Source organism: Streptomyces tamarix (assembly GCF_032423885.1).
Taxonomy (GTDB): Bacteria; Actinomycetota; Actinomycetes; order Streptomycetales; family Streptomycetaceae; genus Streptomyces; species Streptomyces tamarix.
In genome coordinates this window covers 269264-283705 of record NZ_JAWCTQ010000001.1, presented here as the reverse complement: position 1 = coordinate 283705, position 14442 = coordinate 269264, and the positions used below count along the sequence as shown (strand labels likewise).

12 protein-coding genes are annotated in these 14442 nt (G+C 75.6%); 10 read left to right on the top strand and 2 right to left on the bottom strand.

Translation table 11 applies throughout. The features are described 5' to 3' along the window. The first annotated feature begins 74 nt into the window (after positions 1-74). The 5 genes from lon to RND61_RS01195 all read left to right on the top strand — a co-directional run bounded on the left by lon (position 75) and on the right by RND61_RS01195 (position 6291). Positions 75-2516, top strand: a complete 2442-nt coding sequence (gene lon, locus RND61_RS01215) for an endopeptidase La (protein ID WP_315875705.1) — start codon at positions 75-77, stop codon at positions 2514-2516. Positions 2517-2968: 452 nt separating this feature from the next. Next, positions 2969-3646 (top strand): response regulator transcription factor, encoded by a 678-nt coding sequence (locus RND61_RS01210; protein WP_315875704.1) that lies wholly within the window; start codon positions 2969-2971, stop codon positions 3644-3646. Next, entirely contained in the window at positions 3643-4902 is a 1260-nt protein-coding gene (locus RND61_RS01205; protein ID WP_315875703.1) for a sensor histidine kinase, read from the top strand. The genes RND61_RS01210 and RND61_RS01205 overlap by 4 nt, the downstream gene beginning before the upstream one ends. A 238-nt stretch (positions 4903-5140) precedes the next feature. Then, positions 5141-5614: an NUDIX hydrolase gene (locus RND61_RS01200; protein WP_315875702.1), complete on the top strand. Its 474-nt coding sequence runs from the start codon at positions 5141-5143 to the stop codon at positions 5612-5614. 80 nt (positions 5615-5694) lie between these two features. Further along, entirely contained in the window at positions 5695-6291 is a 597-nt protein-coding gene (locus tag RND61_RS01195; protein WP_315875701.1) for a MarR family winged helix-turn-helix transcriptional regulator, read from the top strand. 4 nt (positions 6292-6295) lie between these two features. On the opposite strand, the gene RND61_RS01190 is transcribed toward RND61_RS01195, so the two are convergent. Beyond that, entirely contained in the window at positions 6296-7078 is a 783-nt protein-coding gene (locus RND61_RS01190; protein ID WP_315875700.1) for a protein phosphatase 2C domain-containing protein, read from the bottom strand. A gap of 452 nt (positions 7079-7530) precedes the next feature. Here RND61_RS01190 and RND61_RS01185 point away from each other — a divergent pair, with 452 nt between their 5' ends. The 5 genes from RND61_RS01185 (at position 7531) to RND61_RS01165 (ending at position 13159) form a co-directional block, all read left to right on the top strand. Beyond that, the gene (locus RND61_RS01185; protein ID WP_315875699.1) at positions 7531-10356 is read left to right on the top strand and encodes a sensor histidine kinase; all 2826 of its coding nucleotides are present in this window, start codon (positions 7531-7533) and stop codon (positions 10354-10356) included. Further along, a complete protein-coding gene (locus RND61_RS01180) occupies positions 10353-10862 on the top strand; it encodes a roadblock/LC7 domain-containing protein (protein ID WP_315875698.1) in 510 nt (169 codons plus the stop codon). Before RND61_RS01185 ends, RND61_RS01180 begins: the two co-directional genes overlap by 4 nt. Next, positions 10859-11260 carry a DUF742 domain-containing protein gene (locus tag RND61_RS01175; protein WP_315875697.1) on the top strand — a complete coding sequence of 134 codons (402 nt, stop codon included), beginning with the start codon at positions 10859-10861 and terminating at the stop codon, positions 11258-11260. The genes RND61_RS01180 and RND61_RS01175 overlap by 4 nt, the downstream gene beginning before the upstream one ends. Beyond that, complete coding sequence (locus RND61_RS01170) at positions 11241-11855, top strand: GTP-binding protein (protein ID WP_315875696.1); 615 nt, start codon at positions 11241-11243, stop codon at positions 11853-11855. The genes RND61_RS01175 and RND61_RS01170 overlap by 20 nt, the downstream gene beginning before the upstream one ends. 68 nt (positions 11856-11923) lie before the next feature. After that, the gene (locus tag RND61_RS01165) at positions 11924-13159 is read left to right on the top strand and encodes a styrene monooxygenase/indole monooxygenase family protein (protein ID WP_315875695.1); all 1236 of its coding nucleotides are present in this window, start codon (positions 11924-11926) and stop codon (positions 13157-13159) included. 3 nt (positions 13160-13162) lie between these two features. On the opposite strand, the gene RND61_RS01160 is transcribed toward RND61_RS01165, so the two are convergent. After that, positions 13163-14239 carry a C40 family peptidase gene (locus RND61_RS01160; RefSeq protein ID WP_315875694.1) on the bottom strand — a complete coding sequence of 359 codons (1077 nt, stop codon included), beginning with the start codon at positions 14237-14239 and terminating at the stop codon, positions 13163-13165. Positions 14240-14442 lie beyond the last annotated feature (203 nt).

The window sequence follows — 14442 nt, the reverse complement described above, 5'->3', positions numbered from 1 at the left end:
CAGGCGTGGGGAACACCAGAGGGCTCAGGAGCATTGAGTCGGTGTAGCTCAACTTGACTGCCGAAGGGGAGATCATGGCTTCGACGTCCGAATCGCTCACCCTGCCCGTGCTGCCGCTCGACGGCGAGGTCGTGCTGCCGGGCATGGTGGTGCCGCTGGATCTGTCCGACAACGAGGTGCGCGCCGCCGTCGAGGCCGCCCAGGCCGCCGCGCGGGACGGGAGCGGCAAGCCGCGGGTGCTGCTGGTGCCGCGGGTGGACGGGACGTACGCGGGGATCGGCGTCCTCGGCACGGTCGAGCAGGTCGGGCGGCTGTCCGACGGCGATCCCGGAGCCCTCATCCGGGGCCGGGCACGCGTGCGGATCGGGGCCGGGACGACCGGGCCGGGCGCCGCCCTGTGGGTGGAGGGCACCGTCGTCGACGAGACCGCGCCCGACCCGCTGCCCGGCGCCGTCACCGAGCTGGTCAAGGAGTACAAGGCCCTCGCCACGAGCTGGCTGCGCAAGCGCGGCGCCTGGCAGGTCGTCGACCGCGTCCAGCAGATCGACGACGTCTCCGCCCTGGCGGACAACTCCGGGTACTCCCCCTTCCTCACCACCGCCCAGAAGGTCGCCCTGCTGGAGACCGTCGAGCCCGTCGCGCGGCTGAGGCTCGCCACCGAGCAGCTCCGCGACCACCTGGCCGAGCAGGACGTGGCGGAGTCCATCGCCAAGGACGTCCAGGAGGGCGTCGACAAGCAGCAGCGCGAGTTCCTGCTGCGCCGTCAGCTCGAAGCCGTGCGCAAGGAGCTCCGCGAGCTGAACGGCGACGACCCCGACGGCGGCACGGACGACTACCGGTCCCGCGTCGAGGGCGCGGACCTGCCGGAGAAGGTCCGCGAGGCCGCCCTGAAGGAGGTCGACAAGCTGGAGCGCGCCAGCGACCAGTCCCCCGAGGGCTCCTGGATCCGCACCTGGCTGGACACGGTCCTGGAGATGCCGTGGAACGAGCGGACCGAGGACCGGTACGACATCCGCGGCGCCAAGGAGGTCCTCGACGCCGAGCACGCCGGGCTGGAGGACGTGAAGGAGCGCATCACCGAGTACCTCGCCGTCCGCAAGCGCCGCGCCGACCGGGGCCTCGGCGTCGTCGGCGGGCGGCGCGGCGGCGCCGTGCTCGCGCTGGTGGGGCCGCCCGGCGTGGGCAAGACGAGCCTCGGGGAGTCCGTCGCCCACGCGATGGGCCGCAAGTTCGTGCGCGTCGCGCTCGGCGGCGTACGGGACGAGGCGGAGATCCGCGGCCACCGGCGGACGTACGTCGGCGCCCTGCCCGGCCGGATCGTCCGCGCCGTCAAGGAGGCCGGGTCCATGAACCCCGTCGTCCTCCTCGACGAGATCGACAAGGTGGGCTCCGACTTCCGGGGCGACCCGGCCGCGGCCCTGCTGGAGGTCCTCGACCCGGCGCAGAACCACACGTTCCGCGACCATTACCTCGAAGTCGAACTCGACCTCAGCGACGTCGTCTTCCTCGCCACGGCGAACGTGCTGGAAGCCATCCCCGAGGCGCTCCGCGACCGCATGGAGCTGGTCCGGCTCGACGGCTACACGGAGGACGAGAAGATCGTCATCGCGCGCGACCACCTGCTGCCCCGCCAACTGGAGCGGGCCGGGCTCGACCGGGACGAGGTGGTGATCGAGGAGGCCGCGCTGCGCAGGCTCGCCGGCGAGTACACCCGCGAGGCCGGTGTGCGCAACCTGGAGCGGTCCGTCGCCCGGCTCCTGCGGAAGGTCGCCGCCCAGGCCGAACTGGGCGACCGGGAGCTGCCGTTCACCGTCCGCGAGGACGACCTGCGCGACCTCATCGGGCGGCCGCACCACGTGCCCGAGTCCGCCCAGGACCCGGCCGAGCGCCGTACGTCCGTCCCCGGCGTCGCGACCGGCCTGGCCGTCACCGGCGCGGGCGGCGACGTGCTGTTCGTCGAGGCGTCCCTCGCCGACGCGGAGACCGGCGCGGTGGGGCTCACCCTCACCGGGCAGCTCGGCGACGTGATGAAGGAGTCCGCGCAGATCGCGCTCTCCTTCCTCCGCTCCCACGGCGCGGAGCTCGAACTGCCCGTCACCGGCCTCAAGGACCGCGGCGTCCACATCCACTTCCCCGCGGGGGCCGTGCCGAAGGACGGGCCGAGCGCCGGGATCACCATGACGACCGCCCTCGCCTCCCTGCTCAGCGGCCGGCTGGTGCGGACGGACGTGGCCATGACCGGTGAGGTGTCGCTGACCGGGCGCGTGCTGCCGATCGGCGGCGTCAAGCAGAAGCTGCTCGCCGCCCACCGGGCGGGGATCACCACGGTCGTCATCCCGAAGCGGAACGAGGCCGACCTCGACGACGTGCCCGCCGAGGTCCTCGACAAGCTGGAGGTCCACACGGTGACGGACGTCCGGCAGGTCCTGGACATCGCCCTGGCCCCCGCGACCGCCGGCGCCGGGTCGGAAGCCGGGTCCGACGAGGCGGCTCCGGCGGCGCCCGTGGCCGCCTGATCCCCGCGTGCCGACCCGTACGGGCCCGGAGGAACCCGTACGGGTCGGCGCGGCCGGTCTGTGACGGGCCGGCCGCTCCGCCACGGGCACCGGCCGACCGCCCGGGCAACCGCCCGACGCGGGCCGGCCGCACGGGTGCGGACCTGCCGGTCGACCGGCCGCGGACTTGCCGTTCGGCCCGACGCGGGCCGGCCGCACGGGCGTGGACCTGCCGGTCGGACCGGATACGGGCCGGCCAACCGGATGCGGACCGTCCGTCCAGGCGAAGATCGGCCGCCCGGGCGCGGACCTGCCGTCCGGCCGGACGCGGACCGGTCGGCCCCGGGGCGTCGGCGCGCCGGGGCTTTTCCCGCGCCGCTGCGGCTCCGTGCCGCCGCCGCGCACGGATTCCGTCGGGGCGCGCAGCGCCTATGCTGAGGGCGCTCCAGAACGCCTGAGTGGGGTCCGGCCGTATGAACCGTTCAGCAGTGCACGTGATGATCGTCGATGACGAGGACCTGATCAGAGAGGGCCTCCGGCGGATCGTCGACGGGTTCGACGGCACGCGCGCCGTCGCGGCGTGCACGGGTTCTGAGGCGGCGGTCGCGGCGCGCGAGCACCGGCCGGACGTGGTCCTGCTCGACGTCCGCATGCCCGACCGGGACGGTCTGAGCGTCCTCGCGGACCTGCGGGCCCTGCCCGATCCGCCCGTCGTGGCGATGCTGACCACGTTCGACGCGGACGAGCACCTGTCGGCGGCGCTGCGCGGCGGGGCGGCCGGGTTCCTGCTGAAGGACACCGCGCCCGAGCAGCTCGAATACCTGATCAAGGAGCTGGCGGCGGGTGGCCGCGTCATCGCGCCGAAGGTCGCCCGGACGGTCGTCGACGGCTATCTGCGCGCGCAGGGCGGGGAGCCGGAGCACCGGCGGGCCGCGCCCGGCGACGGCCCGCGGGCCGACGAGCTGACGCCCCGGGAGCGGGAGGTCCTCGTCCTCCTCGCGGAGGGCCTGTCCAACTCCGAGATAGCGCGGCGGCTGCTCATCGGGACGACCACGGTGAAGGACCACGTCAGCACGGTGCTCGGCAAGCTGGGCGTGACGAACAGGGTGCAGGCGGCGGTACGGGCGCACCAACTGCGGCTCGTGCGGTGAGGTGGCGCCGCTCGACCGCCGAGCGGGTCCTCGTGGCCGCCGCGGTGGCCGAACTCCTCACGGTCGCCGGGGCCTTCACCGCCCTGTCCCTCGCCGTGTGCGCGGCGGCGCTGCTCTCCCTGCCGCTGCGGCGGCGCCTGCCGGTGGCCACGCTGTGCGCGACCCTGCCGTCGATGTTGACCGGGCACCTGTGGCTGCCGCCCATGGTGGCGATGTTCGAGGTGGCGTCCGGCCGGTCCCGGCGCCGGACCGCGGTGGCCTGCGCCCTGCTCTTCGCGGCGGCGGCCTGCCCCTGGCCCCTGCGCGACTTCACCGCGATGACCCGCCAGGAGATCCTCACCTCCGTCGAGGCCGCCGCCCTGATGAGCATGGGCCCCACCGCGCTGGGCCTGCTCGCCGCGACCCGCGTCGAGCTGCGCGCCCGCCTCGCGGACCTCACGGCCACCCGCGAGCGGGAGCAGCGCCTGGAGTCGGAGCGCGCCGTCGCCCGCGAACGGGCCCGGCTCGCCCGCGAGATGCACGACACGGTCGCCCACCACGTCGGCATCATCGCCGTCCAGTCGGGCGCCCTGCGGGCCGCCGAGACCGCCGACGCCTGGAAGCGGGACACCGCCGAGAACATCCGCCGCCACAGCGTGCAGGCACTGGAGGAGCTGCGCGACATGGTCGGCGTGCTGCGCGCCTCCGACCCGGACGCCGCCCGGTCCGCCGGCCGTACCGGCCTCGACGGGCTGCGGGACCTCACCGACGACAGCCTCCTGGACGTCACGGTCGACGTGACCGGCCCCCGGACGGCACCCGCCCCGGACGTGGAGTGCGCGGTGTTCCGCATCGTCCAGGAGTCCCTGAACAACGTCCGCAAGCACGCCCCCGGCGCCCGGGTGGCGGTCCGCGTCGCCCCCGCCCCGGACGGGCGCTCGCTGACGGTGGAGGTCCGCAACTCCCCGCCGCCCGATCCCGTACGGCTCCCGGCCCGGCGCCCCGCCCCGCACGCGGCCCCCGCCCCGGACACGGCCCCCGCCCCGGACACGGCCTCCCACCTGGGCGCGGCCCCCGGCCCGCACGCGGCCCCCGGCCCGCACGCGGCCCCCGCCCCGGACGCGGCCCCCGACACCGCCCCGCCCGGCGCCGGTCTGCCCGGGGGCGGGCACGGGCTCGTCGGGTTGCGGGAGCGGGCGGAACTGCTCGGCGGGTCGCTGTCGGCGGCGCGCTGCCCGGAGGGCGGGTTCACCGTACGGGCCGTCCTGCCGCTGTGACCGGCCCCCGGTCGGAGGGGGCCGGCCGGCGGTTCCGCTTCCGCGGCGTGCCCGGCAGGATGGGGCCGCCGGGCTCCGGCGGCGCGCGACCAGGCCCGCCGGACTCGAAGGGGGAGCTTCCACGGCCGTGTTCCGACGCGCCCGTGGAACGGCACCGGTCGACGAGGTTCCGGTGTCCCCGGGCACCGGGGCACCGCTGCCCGGGGACGCCGGAACCGAGGCGTAGGAGACTGGGCGGATGCGCATCCCGAGGAAAGCCGCCCGGGTCGCCGTACTCGACCGCGACGGCGCCGTGTTCATGTTCCGCTACGACAACGAGGAAGTCGGCGTCCACTGGGCGATGCCCGGCGGCGGTACCGAGCCGGGCGAGACGCCCGCCGAGGGCGCCCTGCGCGAGCTGCGCGAGGAGACCGGCTGGACCGACATCGCGGTCGGTTCCCTGCTGTGCCTGTGGGAACACGACTTCACCCGCGCCGGCGTCCCCGTCCGCCAGCACGAGCACGTCTTCCTCGCCGCCGCCCCGGCCCCCCGCCGCGACCCGTCCGGCGACCTCGCCGCCGCCCGTGCCGAGGACCGGATCCTGCGCTGGCGGTGGTGGACGCCGGACGAGCTGGCCGCCGCCGACGAGCCGCTGTGGCCGCCGCGGCTCCCGGAGCTCCTCGCCGCCGTCCGCCGGGACGGCCCGCCGGCCCACCCCGCCGACCTGCGCTGACGGTTCGCCCCCTGCGGAATACTTGCCGTGCCGCGGGACACGCCGCGGTGCGGTGGTCAGGGTGCGCGAGGGGTGCGGACATGCGGGAAAGCGGTACGGACGGCGAACCGGGGCGCGACGGACACAGCGGACACAGCGGACACGGCGGGCGCGGCACCGACAGCGGGCGCGACGGACGCGGAACCGACGGCGGACAGGGCGGGCGCGGCACCGACGGCGGCGCGGACCAGGCGTACCTCGCCCTCGAACGCGAACTCGCCGTCTTCCTGCGCCGCGCCCGCGCCTCCTCCGGCGAGATGGCCCGCGAGGTCCACCCCGAGCTGGAACCCGCCGCGTACGGACTGCTCGTCCGGCTCGACGAGGCGGGCGGCCAGCGGGCCACCGAACTCGCCGGGTACTTCGGCGTCGGCAAGGCCACGATGAGCCGCCAGCTACGGGCCCTGGAGGAGCTGGGCCTCATCGTCCGCGAGCCCGACCCGGCGGACGGCCGCGCCTCGCTCGTCCGCCTCACCGAGGAGGGCCGGGACCGCTTCCGCCGCGTCCGCGACGCCCGCCGCGCCCGGTACGTGCGCAAGCTCGCCGGCTGGGACCGCGCCGAGGTGGCGGAACTGGCCCGGCTGCTCCACCAGCTCAACACTCGCGCCGAGGGCCGCGACCCCGCCGGCCCGCGGCCCTAGGGGCTCACAGCTCGGCGTACACCGCCGTCGCGTCGTCGTGGCGCTTCCAGCGGCGCACCCCGCCGGCCTCCGCGTCCCGCGCCTCCAGCGCCCGGACCCGGCCGAGGAGGCCCCGCGCGCCCTCCTCCCGCAGCACGCCCAGGCAGTCCGCCCAGTCGCCCTCGCCGAACAGCTCCACCCACCGCGCCGCCCCGTCCGTCAGCGCCGCCACCGCCCGTACGGCGGACCGCGGCGTCACCCCCGTCACCGCCCGCGCCGACACCGCCGGGTCCGCGGCCGCCGTGAAGAAGCCGCCCTCCGCGTTGCGCAGCCGGTCCGTCGCCGCCAGGGAGCGCAGCACCTCGGGCGGCACGAGGTCCAGCCGGTCGTCCCGCACCGCGCGGACCTCCCCGTCGGACGACTCCAGCAGCAGCACCGAGTCGGACAGCACCAGGTGCTCCACGACCTCCGCGTCCCAACGCGCCAGGACCACCGTCGCCTGAGGCGTGCGGACGTGAGAAAGGTCACACGAGCCGGAGTGTGCGTCCGCGGTGCGCCGGATTGCCTCCGCCAGGACCTCTCCCAGGGAGAGGTCCCGTCGCGAAGCGGACAGTTCGGTCAGTGCTCCCCCGAGGCGCGCGGTGAACCAGGGCACCGGGTGCACACAACCCACGTCCACGGACGGCGGCGTCACCCCGTCCAGGACCACCAGGGCGCCACCCCGGCCGGATGCCGGGACCGCCGTGGCGGCCCAGTCCTCGTTGGGGCGTTCGGGATCACCGGGCAGGGAGGCGGTTTCCGTGTACACGCCCCTCAGTCTGCATGACTCCTTCACCCGTGCACAGACTCAGTGAAGGAACCGTACCAGCAGGTCAGCGGCGTACGGGCGGTCTCGCGTGAGGCGCCTTCGGGTGCCTGCCGCGATGTGCGGGCGCGCATATTGCCAAAGCCCGGGCGGAAGGTCCAACCCGGGGGGCCCGCTCCTCCTCCGCGCGCGGGGCCGGAAGTTGTGAGCCAACTCCGGAGTGTTGTTCACTCGTTCGGGTGGCGGAGCGGCCGAGGGGTGCCCGCTCCCCAAAAGGGCTGGAATGGTCGGAAGCCGTGCCAGGGGTGGGAGCGCTCTCCATGTGTGACCGGTCGTCACCTCTGCTTCATGGGCGAACGAGTTCAAGAATGTGAGCACCGGTGCAGAAGCGCAGTGACACTCCCGGCGATCCCCATGTTCCGGGCGGCCGCAGCGTACGGGTACGGAGCCGGCTCGTGGCCGGCGTCGCCCTCGTCGGCATCACCGTCATCGGCGCCGGAGCGCCCGGCGTGCTCACCACCTCCGCCGACCTGACGGAGTCGCAGGGACTCGTCACCTTCGCCGAGCTGAACCGGCAGGCGGTCACCCTCGCCCACTCCCTCGCCGACGAACGCGACGAGGTCACCGCGTACATCGCAGCCGGCCGCGGCACCGCCACGGAGGACGGCGCGGGCACGGAGAACGGCACGGGCGGCGCCGGCCAGGAGGGCGGCCGTGCGAAGCCCGCCCCGTCGAACACCCACAGCGCCCGCGTCGACCGCCAGATCGAGGAGATCCGCGCCGCCGCCCCGGACGACGTGCGCCGCGCCCTCGCCGACGTGCCCTCCCTCCGCCGCACCGCCCTCACCGGAGACGGCACCGCGCTGACCGCCCACCGCGCGTACACCGAGGTCATCGACAAGCTGCGGGCCCTCGCCGCCCAGCTCGCCGACCGCACCCCCGCCCGCGCCGCCGACGGCCCCGGCCGCGCCCCCGCCGAGCTCGGCCAGGCCGTCGAACAGGCTTCCGCCACGCGTGGTCTGCTCCTCGCCGCCCTCGCCGTGCCCAGCCCCGGCGGCACCGGGCGCACCGTGTACGACCCCGTCAGCGGTCGCTACGTCACCGAGGAGGACCCGGGCGCCGAGGCCGCCGCGCGGGCCCGCGACGAGCTGAGCGCCGCCGCCCACCGGGCCCGCGTGCGCGAGCAGGTCTCCCTCGCGGACTTCGAGAGCACCGCCGACGCGGCCACCCGCGATTCGCTCGCCGCGACCGTCACCGGACCCGAGGTCAAGGCCGCCGAGGACCACCTCGGCAAGCTCGCCGACGGCCCCCAGCTGTCCCGCGCCGAGCGGAGGACCGACCCCGAGCGGCTGTCCGACGCGCTCACCGCCCGGATCGAGCGGATGCGCGGGGTCGAGTCGGCCCTCGCCACCCGCCAGGTCGAGCGCATGGAGCGGCTCCGCGACGACGACGTCACCGCCCTGGAGCTGCGGATCGCCCTGCTGGGCGGCTGCCTGCTCGTCGCGATCGGCGTCTCCACGGCCGTCGCCCGTACGGTCACCCGCCCGCTCGCCGTGCTGCGCCTCGGCGCCGCCCGGGTCGCCGCCGCGCCGGAGAGCGAGGAGCCGGTCCGGTTCACCGGGCGCAACGACGAGTTCGCCCAGGTCGTCCGGTCCCTCAACACGCTGCACGGCAAGCTCCTGGAGCTCGGCGCCCGCGCCGCGCGGGGCGAGGAGCGGGAGGCCGCCGCCGCCGAGCTGGCCGCCCGCCACGCCGAGCTGCGCGAGGAGACCGAACGGCTGACCGCCGAGCTGGAGCGGCTGCGGCACAGCGTCCACCACACGTTCGTCAACCTGTCCCTGCGCACGCTCGGCCTCGTCGAACGGCAGCTGACCGTCATCGAGAAGCTGGAGGAGCGCGAGCAGGACCCGGAGCGGCTGTCCACGCTGTTCAAGCTGGACCACATGGCCACGGTCATGCGCCGCCACAGCGAGAACCTGCTGATCCTCGCCGGCCACGAGCACAGCCACGCCCACCAGGGGCCGGTCCCGCTGGTCGACGTGCTGCGCGCCGCGGTCAGCGAGATCGAGCGGTACGAGCGGGTCGCCATCCAGTCCCTGCCGCAGCACGCGTACGTGGCCGGGTTCGCCGCCGACGACATCAGCCACCTGCTGGCCGAGCTGCTGGAGAACGCCACGTCGTTCTCGCCGCCGGACGCGCGGGTGCAGCTCTCCGGCTGGCTGCTGGACGGCGGCGACGTGATGCTGTCCGTGCGGGACAAGGGCATCGGGATCGCCCCGGCGCGGCTCGCGGACCTCAACGCCCGTCTCGCGGACCCGGCGCTCGCCGAGGCCGCGGCGGCTCCGTCGCGGGGCGGGGCCGGGGACGGGGAGGGTGCCGCCGAGGGCGCGGGCCTCGGGCTGCGGGTGGCCGCGCTGCTGGCGGCGCGCCACGGCGTACGGGTCGAGCTGAGGGCGGAGCAGGACGGCGGGGTGGCGGCCGTGGCCGTCCTCCCGCAGGCCCTCCTGCCGGACGCGCCGCCGACGGCGGTACCCCCGGCGGTGGCCCTCGCGGAGGGGTTGCCGACGGTGTCCCTGCCGGGGTCGGTGGCGGAGGCCAACTCCAACGCGCTGCCGGCACGCAGGACGGCGGACGCGGAGGCCCCGGCCGAGGCGGCGGCCCCACCGGAGGCCGGGACCGAGGCGGGCACCGCGCCCGAGGACACCCCGTCCGAGGACATCCCGTCCGAGGGCGTTGGCCCCCAGGGCGCCGGGCCGGACGCGGACGCCGCCCCGGCGGACCCGCCGGCCGGGCAGGACGAGTCGGCCGAACGGGACGGGTCGGCCGAGCAGGCCGAGCGGAACAAGCAAACTGAGCAGGCCGAACAGAACGAGCAGGCCGGAGCGGCCGGGCAGCACGAGCCGGCCGAGCACCACGCCACCGCCGGCGACGACGCGGACGCTGCCGCCGACGCCGCCGGACCCGCCGCGCACGAGGCCACCCTCCAGGTGCGGTTGCCCGCGCCCGGCGGGGCGGGGGAGCACGCGCGGACCGCGGACGACGGGCCCGTGTGGGAGCGGGTCACCGACAAGGGCCTGCCGAAGCGGACGCCCCGGATCGTGGACGCCGGGGCCCCCCGCGCCGAGCGCACCGGCGGGGTGAACGCCGAGGAGCTGCGCCGCCGGCTCGGCGGCTTCCACCGGGGCGCCCAGGAAGGCCGGCGCGACGCTGAGGCCGAGGTCGCGGGGGTAGAAGAAGCGTCACCAGGAACGGGGGACACAGTCGAGGAGGCACACAGTTGAGTCCGACGACCGGCACCGGCACCCAAGGACTGAGCAGCGAGGCGCGCAACCTGCACTGGCTGCTGGGCAATCTCGTGGAGGAGGTGCCTGGCGTCCGGTCGGTCGCCGTGGTCTCGTCGGACGGCCTGCTCCTGCTGTCGTCCGACCCCGACGCGACGCACGCGGACACCGGCGGTGACGCCGCCGGCCGCGCGGACCGGCCGCGCGGCCCCCGCGGCTCCAGCGCCGACCTCGCCACCATCGTCTCCGGCATCGCCAGCCTCACCGTGGGCGCCGCCCGCCTCATGGACGGCGGCGCCGTCAAGCAGACGATGGTCGCCATGGAGGAGGGCAGCGTCTTCGTCATGTCGATCAGCGACGGCTCGCTCCTCGGCGTGCACGCCGCGCCCGACTGCGACATGAGCGTCGTCGCGTACCACATGGCCCTCTTCGTGGGCCGCGCCGGGCACGTGCTCACCCCCGAGCTCCGCAGCGAGCTGCGCAAGACGATGGAGGGCGGCCGATGACGGCGCTCTCCGCCAAGCTGCCCGTGCGCGGCGAGGACCGCCGGCCCGCCCGCGTCCGCCCGTACTCGCTGACCGGCGGGCGGACCCGCTTCGGGCACGTCCTGCTCGTCGAGACGTTCGTGGCCGCGCCCGAGGCGCCCGAGGCCGCCGAGGGGCGGCCCGCCAGGCCCGGCGGGCGGCTCATGCCGGAGATGCGGGCCATCGTCCAGGTGTGCCGCCGGATGCGGACGGTCGCCGAGGTCTCCGCGCTGCTGCGGATGCCGCTGGGGGTCGTACGGGTGCTGATCAGCGACCTGGCCGACCAGGGAAAGATCCGTGTGTACGGGACCGGGCACGGCTCCGGTCAGCCCGACCGCGCGCTGCTGGAAAGGGTGCTGAGTGGACTTCGCCGTCTCTGACCTGCCGGACGAGGAGGTACCGGCACCCTGGCAGCTCGACCCGGAACGGGCCCCGATCGCGACGAAGGTCGTCGTCGCGGGCGGTTTCGGCGTGGGGAAGACGACGTTCGTCGGGTCGGTCTCCGAGATCACCCCGCTGCGCACCGAGGCCCTGATGACCCAGGCCAGCGCGGACACCGACGACCTCTCCGCGACGCCCGACAAGGTCACCACCACCGTCGCGATGGACTTCGGGCGGGTCACCCTCGACGACGACCTCGTCCTGTACCTCTTCGGCACGCCGGGCCAGCAGCGCTTCTGGTTCATGTGGGACGACCTGGTGCGGGGCGCGATCGGCGCCGTCGTCATGGCCGACACGAGGCGGCTCACCGACTGCTTCGCCGCGCTCGACTACTTCGAGAGCTGCGGCCTGCCCTACGTGGTGGCCGTCAACCACTTCGAGGGCACGCGGCGGTTCGAGGTGGAGGACGTGCGCGACGCGCTGACCGTCCCGGACGACGTACCGATCGTGATCATGGATGCGCGGGAACGTTTCACCGTCGTCGAGTCGCTGCTCGCGCTCGTCGTGCGCGCGTTGGAGAAGACCCCCGTCTAGCGCACCCCGCGCCGCCCCCGCCCACCACGCCGACCACGGCCCACCACAAGGAAAGAGACCCCCTCCCGATGCGGAAGATACTCATCGTCGGAGCCGGCCAGTCCGGGCTCCAGCTCGCCCTCGGTCTCCAGGCGCAGGGGTACGAGGTCACCCTGATGTCGAACCGCACGGCCGACGAGATCCGCTACGGGCGCGTCATGTCCACCCAGTGCATGTTCCACACGGCCCTCCAGCACGAGCGGGACCTCGGCCTCAACTTCTGGGAGCCCCAGGCCCCGCGCATCGAGGGCCTCGGCATCTCGGTCGCCGGCCCCGACGGCACCCGCGCCGTCGACTGGGTGGGCCGGCTCGACGGCCACGCCCAGTCCGTCGACCAGCGCGTGAAGATGGCCGGCTGGATGGACACGTTCGCCCAGCGCGGCGGCCAGCTCGTCATCCACGGCGCGGCCGTGTCCGACCTGGACTACTTCTCCCGCACGTACGACCTCGTCCTCGTCGCCGCCGGCAAGGGCGAACTGGTGTCGATGTTCGAACGGGACGCCGCCCGCTCCCCGTTCACCGAGCCGCAGCGCGCGCTCGCCGTGGCGTACGTCCACGGCCTCGGCCCGCGCCCCGAGCACCCCGAGTTCGACGCGGTCCGCTGCAACCTCGTCCCGGGGGTCGGCGAGCTGTTCGTGATGCCGACCCTCACCACCGGCGGACGCGCGGACATCCTCTTCTGGGAGGGCATCCCCGGCGGCCCGCTCGACGTGTTCCGGGGCGTCAAGGACCCGGCCGAGCACCTGGCGCTCACCCTGGAGCTGATGGAGCGCTTCACGCCCTGGGAGTACGCCCGCGCCACCAAGGTCGAGCTGACCGACGGGGGCGGCACCCTCGCCGGCCGGTACGCGCCGACCGTCCGCAAGCCCGTCGGGCGCCTCCCCGGCGGCGGCCTCGTCCTGGGCGTCGCGGACGTCGTCGTCGCCAACGACCCCATCACCGGGCAGGGCTCCAACTCCGCCGCCAAGTGCGCCGCCAGCTACCTCGCGTCGATCGTCGAGCACGGCGACCGGCCGTTCGACGAGGCGTGGATGCAGGCCGCGTTCGACCGCTACTGGGAGACCGCCCAGCACGTCACCAAGTGGACCAACGCGATGCTGGGCGTCCCGCCGGAGCACGTGCTCCAGCTGATCGGCGCGGGCGAGAAGCTCCCCGCGGTCGCCCACCGCTTCGCGAACGGCTTCAACGACCCGGCCGACTTCGAGAACTTCCTGTACGAGCCGGAGAAGACCGCCGCCTTCCTGGAGTCCGCCGCCTCGGCGTGACCCTCACGCCCCGCCGCCCCCCAGGGCCGGCGGGGCGTACGTCCTCAGGGACGGGGCGCCGGCGTCGGGCCGCACGGCGCCCAGCACCGGGTGCGCGGCGAGCGGCGACACGGCGACGGCGGCACCGGGCCGGGGCGCGTGCACGACCCGGCCGCCGCCCACGTACAGCGCCACGTGCGTGGCCTCCGGGAAGTAGACGACCAGGTCGCCGGGGCGCAGCGACCGCAGCGGGACCTTCGGCAGCGTCCGCCACTGCTCCGGGCCGGTGCGCGGCAGCGGCCGGCCCGCCGCCGCCCACGCCCGCGCGGTCAGCCCCGAGTCGTCGAAGGCCGCGGGGCCCGTCGCGCCCGCCGCGTACGGCTTGCCGAGCTGGTCGGCCGCGTACGCGACGGCCTCGGCGCCCTGCGCGGAGGGGGCGCCCTCCTCGTCCAGCGCCCCGGCGTCCAGCAGTTCGCGCTGCGCCCGGGCCGTCCGCTCGCGCTCCAGCGCGGCCAGCTCCGCGAGCCGCTCCGGCTCCAGCCCGACCAGCGCCTCCTCCACCTCCCGCAGCTTCGCCAGCGCGCCGTCCCGGGCCCGCTGCCGCGCGGCGGCCAGCGCCCGCGTGCGGTCCAGCGCCCGGCGCGCCGCCGCGGCGGCCGAGGCCACCCGCTCCTCGCCGCCCTCCAGCCGGTTCACCGTCGCCGCCTGCTCCCGGGCCAGGCGCCGCAGCACGAGAGCCTGGTCCAGGATGTGGTCCGGGTCGCCGGCGAACAGCAGCCGTAGCGCCGGGGAGAGGTCGCCGCGGCCCTGGTACTGGGCGCGGGCCAGCCGCCCGGCCGCGTCCCGCGCCTTCGCCAGCGCGTCACGGGCACGCGTCAGGTCCCCGCCGAGCCGGCGCGCCTCGGCGGTCTGCGCGGCCAGCTCCTCACCGGCGGCGTTGTACGTCTCCCCGGCCGCCTCGGCGTCCCGGTAGAGCCGCTGGAGGCGGGTCAGCAACTCGGACACGGACTCGCTCTCGGCACCCGCCGGCGGCGGCACGGGCGCGCCGAGCACCAGCGACGAGGCGAGCGCGAGCACGGCCGCGCCCCTGCGGAACGTCATGCCACCACCTCCGGTCGACGGGGTGATGATGGATCATCAGACAAGGGGAAGAAACGACGAAGGGGCGAATCGGCCCAACACGGTCACCGAATCGGGGGACCGGGGCCGGGGGAGGGAGCCGGGGGCGCGGACCCGGACCGGGGGAGCAGGGCCGCGAGACGGGAACGGGATCGGGATCGGGGAGGAGCTGGGGGACCGGGGCC

What these genes read in the sequence shown, in the direction of transcription:
- lon (WP_315875705.1), top strand. Translation starts at nt 75, where the DNA reads ATGGCTTCGACGTCCGAATCGCTCACCCTGCCCGTGCTGCCGCTCGAC.
- RND61_RS01210 (WP_315875704.1), top strand. Translation starts at nt 2,969, where the DNA reads ATGAACCGTTCAGCAGTGCACGTGATGATCGTCGATGACGAGGACCTG.
- RND61_RS01200 (WP_315875702.1), top strand. Translation starts at nt 5,141, where the DNA reads ATGCGCATCCCGAGGAAAGCCGCCCGGGTCGCCGTACTCGACCGCGAC.
- RND61_RS01195 (WP_315875701.1), top strand. Translation starts at nt 5,695, where the DNA reads ATGCGGGAAAGCGGTACGGACGGCGAACCGGGGCGCGACGGACACAGC.
- RND61_RS01175 (WP_315875697.1), top strand. Translation starts at nt 10,859, where the DNA reads ATGACGGCGCTCTCCGCCAAGCTGCCCGTGCGCGGCGAGGACCGCCGG.
- RND61_RS01165 (WP_315875695.1), top strand. Translation starts at nt 11,924, where the DNA reads ATGCGGAAGATACTCATCGTCGGAGCCGGCCAGTCCGGGCTCCAGCTC.
- RND61_RS01160 (WP_315875694.1), bottom strand. Translation starts at nt 14,239, where the DNA reads ATGACGTTCCGCAGGGGCGCGGCCGTGCTCGCGCTCGCCTCGTCGCTG.